This is a genomic window from Acinetobacter sp. YH12151 (assembly GCF_013418355.1).
Lineage (GTDB): Bacteria > Pseudomonadota > Gammaproteobacteria > Pseudomonadales > Moraxellaceae > Acinetobacter > Acinetobacter pseudolwoffii.
Genome location: NZ_VPCG01000031.1, coordinates 23,893 through 32,938 on the forward strand (window position 1 = coordinate 23,893; position 9,046 = coordinate 32,938).

At 39.1% G+C, this 9,046-nt stretch carries 8 protein-coding genes and 1 pseudogene; 4 read left to right on the forward strand and 5 right to left on the reverse strand.

Features of this window, described 5'->3' with window-relative positions:
- The first annotated feature begins 19 nt into the window (after positions 1-19).
- The 3 genes from mhpT to FTU82_RS11455 all read left to right on the forward strand — a co-directional run bounded on the left by mhpT (position 20) and on the right by FTU82_RS11455 (position 2,630).
- A complete protein-coding gene (mhpT, locus tag FTU82_RS11445) occupies positions 20-1,258 on the forward strand; it encodes a 3-(3-hydroxy-phenyl)propionate transporter MhpT (RefSeq protein WP_180101359.1) in 1,239 nt (412 codons plus the stop codon).
- A gap of 71 nt (positions 1,259-1,329) precedes the next feature.
- Positions 1,330-1,776: a MarR family winged helix-turn-helix transcriptional regulator gene (locus tag FTU82_RS11450; RefSeq protein ID WP_180101360.1), complete on the forward strand. Its 447-nt coding sequence runs from the start codon at positions 1,330-1,332 to the stop codon at positions 1,774-1,776.
- 164 nt (positions 1,777-1,940) lie between these two features.
- Positions 1,941-2,630, forward strand: coding sequence for a GntR family transcriptional regulator (locus FTU82_RS11455; protein ID WP_004892390.1), 690 nt, complete (start codon positions 1,941-1,943; stop codon positions 2,628-2,630).
- Positions 2,631-2,738: 108 nt separating this feature from the next.
- Here the strand turns inward: FTU82_RS11455 and FTU82_RS11460 are convergent, their stop codons facing one another.
- On the reverse strand, positions 2,739-3,680 hold the full coding sequence (locus tag FTU82_RS11460) for a PDR/VanB family oxidoreductase (RefSeq protein WP_004892393.1): 942 nt from the start codon (positions 3,678-3,680) through the stop codon (positions 2,739-2,741).
- Between the two features lie 57 nt (positions 3,681-3,737).
- Positions 3,738-4,811, reverse strand: a complete 1,074-nt coding sequence (locus FTU82_RS11465) for an aromatic ring-hydroxylating dioxygenase subunit alpha (protein WP_075168017.1) — start codon at positions 4,809-4,811, stop codon at positions 3,738-3,740.
- A 1,019-nt stretch (positions 4,812-5,830) separates the two neighbouring features.
- Here FTU82_RS11465 and FTU82_RS11470 point away from each other — a divergent pair.
- Complete coding sequence (locus FTU82_RS11470; protein WP_005097509.1) at positions 5,831-6,748, forward strand: LysR family transcriptional regulator; 918 nt, start codon at positions 5,831-5,833, stop codon at positions 6,746-6,748.
- 37 nt (positions 6,749-6,785) lie between these two features.
- Here FTU82_RS11470 and FTU82_RS11475 read toward each other — a convergent pair whose 3' ends face one another.
- From FTU82_RS11475 to FTU82_RS11485, 3 genes and pseudogenes are all read right to left on the reverse strand, one after another.
- The gene (locus tag FTU82_RS11475) at positions 6,786-6,959 is read right to left on the reverse strand and encodes a hypothetical protein (RefSeq protein WP_005097508.1); all 174 of its coding nucleotides are present in this window, start codon (positions 6,957-6,959) and stop codon (positions 6,786-6,788) included.
- Positions 6,960-7,249: 290 nt separating this feature from the next.
- Positions 7,250-8,409, reverse strand: a protein-coding gene (locus FTU82_RS11480) for an IS3 family transposase (RefSeq protein ID WP_180086257.1) whose coding sequence is annotated in 2 segments (ribosomal slippage) — positions 7,250-8,175 and positions 8,175-8,409 — 1,161 coding nt in all. Because the reading frame shifts where the segments join, the coding sequence is not laid out codon by codon here.
- A 527-nt stretch (positions 8,410-8,936) separates the two neighbouring features.
- Positions 8,937-9,046: pseudogene (locus FTU82_RS11485) on the reverse strand (IS701 family transposase); the annotation flags it as partial.

Consider the following 9,046-nt stretch of genomic DNA (forward strand, 5'->3'; position numbering starts at 1 on the left):
TAAGAAAGGACAATAACGAATGGAAAATAGTGTAAGTAGCAAAGCCAAAGCTACGCTTACACTCGTATTATGTTTTGCAATTGCAGTGTTTGAAGGTTTCGATCTTCAATCGATGGGCGTTGCAGCACCACGTATGCGAGCGGAGTTTGGATTAGATAATGCGCAAATGGCATGGGCATTTAGTGCCGCAATTTTAGGTACCTTACCAGGTGCACTTCTTGGTGGGCGGTATGCTGATAAAATTGGACGTAAAGCAGTTCTGTTAATCAGTATTTTAATTTTTGGTATTATGTCGGTATTAACAGCATATGCAGCCGACTACACCTTGTTACTCATTATTCGTTTCTTGACTGGTCTAGGAATGGGTGGTGCATTGCCAATGATGATTATCATGGCATCGGAAGCAGTGTCGGAGAAACACAAAGGTATTGCTGTTAGTATTATGTACAGTGGTATTCCGTTTGGTGGAATGTTGACCTCATTTGTCGCAATGGCACTTGCAGGTGATGCGCAGTGGCGTCATATCTTCTATGTTGGTGGTTTTGCACCTATTTTATTAATTCCATTATTAATGAAATTCTTACCTGAATCGAAAGATTACTTGACGGCAGCGAAGCAAAAAACATCGACGCCATTCTTTGAAGTGCTGTTTGCCAAAGAACGTCGTTTTTCGACCATTCAAATTTGGATTAGTTTCTTCTTTACCCTCGTTGTTTTATATTTCCTCTTAAATTGGTTGCCATTACTGATGGGTGCACAAGGTTTAGGAAAAACAGAAGCAAACTACGTGCAAATTGGTTACAACGTTGGTGGTATTTTTGGTTCAATCTTAATGGGCTTCTTACTTGATAAAATTCGTATGAGTGTCGTCATTAAACTGATTTATATCGGTATTTTGGTATCACTGTGCTGTTTAGCGATTTCACCAACAGTGGCACTACTTGTACTGTCTGCTGTCGGATGTGGTCTATTTATTGTAGGTGGTCAGTCTGCATTGTATGGTCTTGCAGCGATGTTCTATCCAACAGAAATGCGTGGTACGGGTGTCGGTGCTGCTGTCGCTGTTGGTCGAATTGGTTCTTTTGCCGGCCCACTTTTTGCGGGCATGCTATTATCGTTTGGTTCAAGTTCAGCGATGGTCATTGGTGCAAGTATTCCACTGATTTTAATGGCAATGATCGCAGCATTACTTTTGGTCCGTAAATCAAAAGTTTCACGGCAGGTCCCTGTATTAAATACGTCAACTCAAACTCAGTAATGTGATGACTTAAGTATGGCCAATTTGGCCATACTTTTTAATGGTTAGAATTTAAGGTTGAATTAAGTATTATGGAACATCAGTTAAATCAACTGCCAACCCTGAGCTATATGATAGCTCGTGTTGATCGTATTATCAGTAAATTATTGAATGAACGCCTAAAGCCTTTAGATATTACTTTGCCTCAGTTCACAGCATTGTCAGTACTCGCGGCAAAAGGAAATCTCTCCAATGCCAAACTGGCGGAGCGTTCTTTTATCAAACCCCAATCAACTAATAAAATTCTACAGGATTTATTAAGTAGCGGCTGGATTAGTAAGGAATCGGACCCCTCTCATGGTCGTCGTATTCTTGTCAATGTCACTCAAGCAGGATTAAATAAATTAAGTGAGTGTCGGGCAGTCGTTCAGGAACTGGAACAAACGATGCTAAAAGGCATGGATATTAATCTGGCCTTTTTGATCAGGAATAATCTTGAAATCATGGCCACTAATTTACAGCATTTTCAAGAAGAATAATTTTTTACATCATCAGGTCGGATTTGAGTTCGTCTAGCTAATTTTCAATGTCTATTCTTGAGGAAGCAACAACTTAATAAGCTGAATAGGATCTTCATGACTTCTGTTGAATTATTTTCATGCACCCGGTAGCATCAGCACACATATTATAAATGAGTAAGTCCATGTCATCAGGTCAGCAAGTACTGATTGAACTTAGAAAAATGATTATTTCAGGTGAAATTCCGGGCGGTGCTCGCATGGCTGAAATTCCAACAGCAGAAATGCTTGGAGTTTCACGTCAACCGGTGCGTATGGCATTTAAACTGCTTGAGCAAGAAGGATTATTATTAAAAAATCCAACCCGCGGCTATACAGTTAGAGAAATTTCTCCCAAGTTGATTCAGGATGCACTTGAGGTGCGAGGAGTGCTTGAAGGCCTGGCAGCAAAAAAACTGGCAGAAAAAGGGCTAAGCACGCAGCAAAAAGATCAGCTAATGCAGTGCATTACTCAAATAGAGCCAATATTTAAAAAAACTGAACTAAGTAATGAGGATATTGAAATCTATCATTATTACAATACCATTTTTCATAATACGATTATTCAAGGCTCAGATAATATCGCTATTGTGCAGGCTCTAAGTAAGAATAATCAGCTACCCATGGCTTCTGCCCAAGCCTTAACTTATGATAAAAATAATCCGCTCTCAGAAATTCGCCGTCTGCATCATGCCCATATTCAACACTGTGCCATTTTCAATGCTTTAAAAAATCGTGATTCAGCACGAGCAGAGAGTCTGATGCGTGAACATAGCCATGTAGTCACTCTGGGCGATATGATGCGTTCTATTTTTAATTCACATGCGCATTCCTAAGGTTAAGCCTTTTCTTTAAATAAAAAAATCCCTTCTGAGGGTGCAGAAGGGTGGAAAGTGGAGAAAGATTAAACTGCTAGTTCTAATGAGATAGCAGTTTTTTATTTTTTAAAGATCAATAACTAGCATTTTAGATTTTGCACGCGAGCAGCATGGAGTAAATTGATCTTGTGCCGCCTGTTCTTCTTCAGTTAAATACATATCCCGGTGGTCAATTTCACCTTCTACTACCTTCACTAAGCAGGTACCACAAATACCCTGTTCGCAAGAAACAGGAATACTTACCCCAGCAGCTTCAAGTGCTTGTACAGCTGTTTGGTCTTGTGCAACATGGATCAGTTGGCCGGTTTTTTTAACTTTAATATTGAAACTACCATCTTCACTGGTATCAATTGCTGGAGCACTAAAGTGTTCTTTATGAATATGCGTCTCAGGCCAGGATTGCTGTTGGGCAGTCTGGATCACGAAATCCATAAAACCTTGTGGACCACATACATAAACATGATGTGCTAAGTCAGACTGAGCAAGCGCACTTAGTAAGTTGCAATGTGTGGCGGCTTCATCATCAATGTGCAGATGAACTGAATCACCTAGAAGATTGAGATCCTCATGAAAAGCCACTGCCGAACGGGTTTTAACAAAGTAAAACAGCTTGAAAGATTTTTTCAGTCGTTTTAACTCTTTGGCCATTGCCAGAATTGGTGTAATCCCAATCCCGCCTGCACATAGGACTGCATGTTCAAGCTCTGTATTCAGCTCAAACAGGTTACGGGGTTCACTAATCTGAATGCGTTGCCCCACCTGTAACTGTTCATGCATAAAGCGTGAGCCACCACGTGAGTTTGGATCATTCAGTACACCAATTACATAGCGGTGCTGTTCACTGCTGCAATTCGCCAAGGAATATTGGCGTATTAAGCCTTCGCCCATATATACATCAATATGAGCACCTGCTTTAAAAGGAGGTAGAGGCTCCCCATTACAACTCATGAGCTCAAATGAATTTATTTGAGAATTGTGTTGATGGATCTGATGAATGGTCACTTCCATGTGAGTGCCGCTCCTAAAATTTAAAAAATCAAAATACTGTTCTAAAACTTTAACTATTTAACCAAGCGTGACTGACGGAATCTGCTCTTTGCCTGCAATCTCGTTAACCTGTTCTTGGCTAATCAGACGATCAATCACTTTGCGTGCTTGCACTCCGCCTGCATCAATATTCAGCATCAGCAACTTGCGGTCAGGATAGCGGAGCAGGTTTTGTTGTTGCTGTTCCAGCATGTCCAGATCTTCAGAGAAAATCTTGCCTTGTCCTTCACGGATCTGATCTGTCAGTTCCGCATTCTCTGGCTGGAAGTGACGGGCCATACCCCAGAAATACCAGTGAGAGGTTTCTGTTTCAGGCGTAATAAAGTCCACCACAATAGAAGATACTTTATGCTCGGCAGCTGCCTGATAGCCACCTTTACCTGCATGTGCTACGCCAACTTCAATATGAACATTACTTGGCGCAAAGAAATGACAGATCTGCCAGCGGTCTACCGGAACATCATCAGCCAGATTGTTGCCTCTTAATGCCATTTGCCAGAATGGAGGTGCATAGATATTTTCCATATGGCGTTCTGTAATGACATGATCCCCATCTATACGAGTAGTAGGTGCTGCTTCATCAATTTCTTTTTGTCCAATACTGGCTGAGTGAACATAAGTTTCATGAGTAAGATCCATTAGATTGTCAATCATCAGACGATAATCGCAATTGATGTGGAACAATCCACCACCATATGCCCATTCAGGATTATCTGCCCATTCAAGTTCAGGTAACTGATCTTCACTTGCAAGTGACTGGTCACCTGGCCATACCCAGATAAAACCGAATTTCTCTACAACACTGAAACTCTTGTTACATGGAAAACCACGAACACGCTGTCCAGGCATAGCAACTGTCTTGCCATCACAGCCCATAACTAAGCCGTGATAACCACAAACTAGATTGCCATCCTCTACAAAGCCTAAAGAGAGTGGAGCACCGCGATGTGGGCAGAAGTCTTCTACTGCATAGACCTTATTTTCTTTACCACGATAAAACACCATCTTTTCACCACAGATCTGACGACCTAATGGCTTTTCGATAACTTCTTCAGGACGCGCTGCCACATACCAAGCATTTTTAATGAACATATTCTGATCTCCTTATCAATTGGATCCAATTTATGACTATTGATGCGAATAGTCAATATAAAATGTACAATAAAAGTATAAATTGGATCCATTTATAATAGTGAGGGGTAAAATCTGCTTTTATGATTTACTGATGCGTAACTAGTTTCTTTAAGAAATACAACTTGTGAAAAATTGTTTTAACCTCTTTATTGTTGCTATCTTGAGCAGATTACGGATTCTGCCTAGTGTGAAGCATGGGAGAGTGAGTGCTATTAAAGACGTTCCTGTAAAGGGAAATAGTATAATTGCACAATTTGTAGTAAGAACTATTTACTATTACCCAGCATTATTATGAAGATTTGCAAGTGATTGTGATCTTGTATAGATGCTCCGATTGCCTAAAAACTCATGCAGGGGGGCAATCAATAAGTAAGATATAAAATAGATAATATTTATACGGTATTTTTTACGGTATATGCTGTTAAGAATTAATTTTTTATATTTATTAATCAGAAAGATAAAACTTTATTCTTGTGCGCGCTGAGCGCACCATTTTCTTATTTCTTACAACATAAAAATCTCTCTAAATTAAATCTTTATACCAGATTGCTTTTCATAAAACATTTTATTCAGTGCCACCATATAGATTGCATTGCTTAAATCGAATCTCAAACTCTGTCTTTTCACTTTATTCGATACTGCTCAAAAATAATCTTAAAAGTTTTCAGACAAACAAATGACATGCTCATTTTCTTTTACTTATTCTGATTCTATATTTTGATTTGATACGCTAATTCACAACGGCTTTGAATATTTTGAATACGAGAGCTGATTGCAATGCAGAGTACGACTCTTGAATATCTTGAGGATGAAATAACTCAAATGTTTTAATAAACCCATTTTTGAACAGATTATTTGTTGAGTAAAATTCATTAAAATAATTTAAACGTGAAAATATTAAAGTGATTATCCTGAAATAGATTATGCTATTCACCAAGCTTGAGTAGCTGGTTTCTGTATTTTTTTGGGTAAGCCATATGATAGAACTACGACATTTAAAAACACTGACAGCGCTAAGAGAACATGGATCACTGGTTGCAGCAGCAGGAGATCTCTGTTTAACACCTTCAGCTTTGTCTCACCAATTGCGCGAACTCGATCAATGGTTCGGGGTTGAAGTGGTCAATCGCCGTAGTCGCCCTGTGAGTTTTTCTAATGTAGGTTTACGTTTGTTGAAACTGGCTGATGATGTGCTACCACAAGTACAGATAGCGCAAAGTGATATCACACGTATTGTGCATGGACAGACAGGCCGTATTATATTCTCGTCAGAGTGTCATAGTTGTTTTGACTGGCTAATGCCACTTTTGAATCAGTATCGTATCCAATATCCAGATGTTGATTTGGATTTTGCTTCGGGCTTTGAAGCCAATCCGCATGAATTGTTACAAACGGGCGAGTTTGACTTACTGATTACTGCCGATCCGATTGCACTCAAAGGTGTGGAATATTTCCCGGTATTTGAATATGAATCACGTTTGGTGTTGTCTAATACACATCCTTTAGTACGTGCCCAAGAGATTACGGTGCAGGAACTGGCAGAAGAAACATTAGTAACTTATCCGGTAGATAAGCATCGTCTGGATATCATGTCACGCTTGTTTATTCCTGCGAATATTTTGCCAAAACAGATTCGGACGACCGATCTGACTCAAATGCTGATTCAGCTTGTTGCCAGTGGTCGTGGGATTGCGGCATTGCCAGATTGGGTGGTAAATGAATATGAACAGAAGGGCTGGGTGACTTCGCGCCGTCTGGATTGTGTAGCCCCTGAAGGCTTACGCCGTACTTTATATGCAGGTTATCGAACTGAAGAAAAACAGAAAGATTACTTTGAGGGATTCTTAAAGCAGCTTGACCGATTCTCTAAAAAGCGGGCACAGTATTACACTTGATCCTAATCTCAAAGGAGCAGGCTCAATAATATGAATATTAAGGATTCTGTTCCTCTTCATCCTGATGTTGTTGACGGATTTGGTCTCTTTTTACCTGAGGGTCTTTATCTACGCCCAGCTGGCCGCGCTGCATCTCTCGATCCTGTTTTTCTTGTGGGTCCAATTCCTCTTCTGGAAATTCTTCATTAATTTTTTCATCTGGATGAGTCATCGCAATATACCTTTTCTAGAAATATAAATTTGTTTTGATCGATTTAATATCGGGTTTGAGTACATTTGTTTATTGTATATGAGCGACTTTATTACACTGTTGCTTTATAACTGATTTGATTTTACAAATTGTGATGCTTATAAGTGTGTTTATACAGTACATTTTAAATAAAAATTAGTGCTTTATGTTCAAAATAACAATGGATTATATCTATAAGAAAATTACTTTTAATTCGGCTAATTACAGCGGTTCCTGTAGAGGTTCGCTAATTTCTGAGTAGCGCTTTGATCCTAGACAGTATCGTGGACAATCGATCCCTCTAAACTTTTAATATATTTCTGTTCAAAGGCTTCTGGACTTAACCAACCGTTTGCAGAATGCCTTCTGACCCGATTGTAATAAATCTCAATATAGTCAAACAAGACCGCATTCGCCTCTTTTCGAGTGGCAAACACACTGCCATGCACCACATGGCCTTTCAATGTATGAAAGAAGCTTTCAGTCACGGCATTATCCCAACAGTTTCCTCGTCTAGACATACTTTGAATACAATCATTTGTCAGCAAGAGTGCTCTAAAATCACGACTACAATACTGACTGCCTTGGTCCGAATGAACCATAACACCTGTTGGATAGCCCTGACGAGCCATTGAATAATGAAACGCATCACACACCAATTGGCGGTCTATTCTATGGCTGGTTTGCCATCCCACGATACGACGACTAAATAGATCCAGCATCACACATAAATACAGCCAACCTTGCTTAGTACGGATATAGGTAATATCCGTTGTCCAAACCTTGTTAGGCTGCATGACTGTAAATTGGCGATCTAACAAGTTTGGTGCTGTAGGCAAACGATGGGTTGAATCAGTCGTATGCTTGTATTTACGTGCAATCTTGCTCCGTAGACCAAGTTTTTTTAGCATTCTTCCAACGGTTCGTTCGCTCATGGTGTACCCTAAATCATGCATGTCATGTACCAATGAAGGTGCACCCAATCGTGCATGATGCTGCCAATATACGGCTTTTAAATCATTATATTTCTGCGCTGGATTGGCCTGGCGTTTTCGCCAGGCATAATAGCCTGAAGTGCTGACACCCAGGCATTTACAGGCAGAAGATACAGTGACTTCATTCACATCCAGATCTTGAATTACCGTGTACTTTTCTTGGCATGATCTGTCAGAAAGTACACATGCGCTTTTTTTAAGATGTCATTGGCTTCCCTGAGCTGTTTGACTTCTTTCTCTAATTCTAAAATCCGCTGTTGTTCTGGTGAAAGTTGGCGTTTGCTTGAACCCGCCGGATTGATTTCACGAATCCATTTATCCAATGTTGAATAACCAACACCTAATTTCTGGGCGATTGCAGCTAAAGATTCGTGCGAGTTTGAAAGTGCATAATCAATTGCTTGCTGTTTAAATTCAGGACTAAAACGTTTAGCCATTTCTTGAATCTCCAAAGATTAAAGTTACGTTATCTTTAGAGGGACGTGCTGTCCATTATTTTGGCTAGGATCACTTATTATTCTCAATAATTTAAAAAAATAAATTTTAAAAAACTGAATAAATTAATAAAGGATGATGTGAACACATATTGAGCTAAATTAACTTAAATTAAATTAAAATTTTATAGAAATCATATATTTATGCTAAAAATATTTTCTTCTAAAAGAATAATATTTGGAAATTAATAAGCGTGAAATATCATAATTTAGTTTTGAAAAATGACAATTTAAATCTTGTATGAGTCTTCTTTTAGAAGTGTAAAGAGGGCTTGTAGGTCTGAAAAATGTTGCTATATTGAACTCATGGTAGGTCGTAAAACCAATAAGACGCTACCGATAAGTTGGACGGATCAATGACAGTTAGTTGAGTTTGATGTTGATCACCAAACAATAAATCTAGCACTAGCCATCCAACACAGAGCTCGCAGCAATGCGAGCTTTTTTAATGTCTTAGGACTTACGCACTATTATTTATAGATTCTCTGTGGTAGCAGATGATTTTTATCGAGAATAAAGTCATCAATGAAGTTTTTGATAACTGGTCTAAATAATTTCTTCTGCCAACGATATACATTTT

Bases quoted from the DNA above. Each gene is read 5' to 3' on its own strand.
- FTU82_RS11470 (WP_005097509.1), top strand. From the start codon at position 5,831: ATGATAGAACTACGACATTTAAAAACACTGACAGCGCTAAGAGAACAT.
- mhpT (WP_180101359.1), top strand. From the start codon at position 20: ATGGAAAATAGTGTAAGTAGCAAAGCCAAAGCTACGCTTACACTCGTA.
- FTU82_RS11465 (WP_075168017.1), bottom strand. From the start codon at position 4,811: ATGTTCATTAAAAATGCTTGGTATGTGGCAGCGCGTCCTGAAGAAGTT.
- FTU82_RS11460 (WP_004892393.1), bottom strand. From the start codon at position 3,680: ATGGAAGTGACCATTCATCAGATCCATCAACACAATTCTCAAATAAAT.
- FTU82_RS11450 (WP_180101360.1), top strand. From the start codon at position 1,330: ATGGAACATCAGTTAAATCAACTGCCAACCCTGAGCTATATGATAGCT.
- FTU82_RS11475 (WP_005097508.1), bottom strand. From the start codon at position 6,959: ATGACTCATCCAGATGAAAAAATTAATGAAGAATTTCCAGAAGAGGAA.
- FTU82_RS11455 (WP_004892390.1), top strand. From the start codon at position 1,941: ATGTCATCAGGTCAGCAAGTACTGATTGAACTTAGAAAAATGATTATT.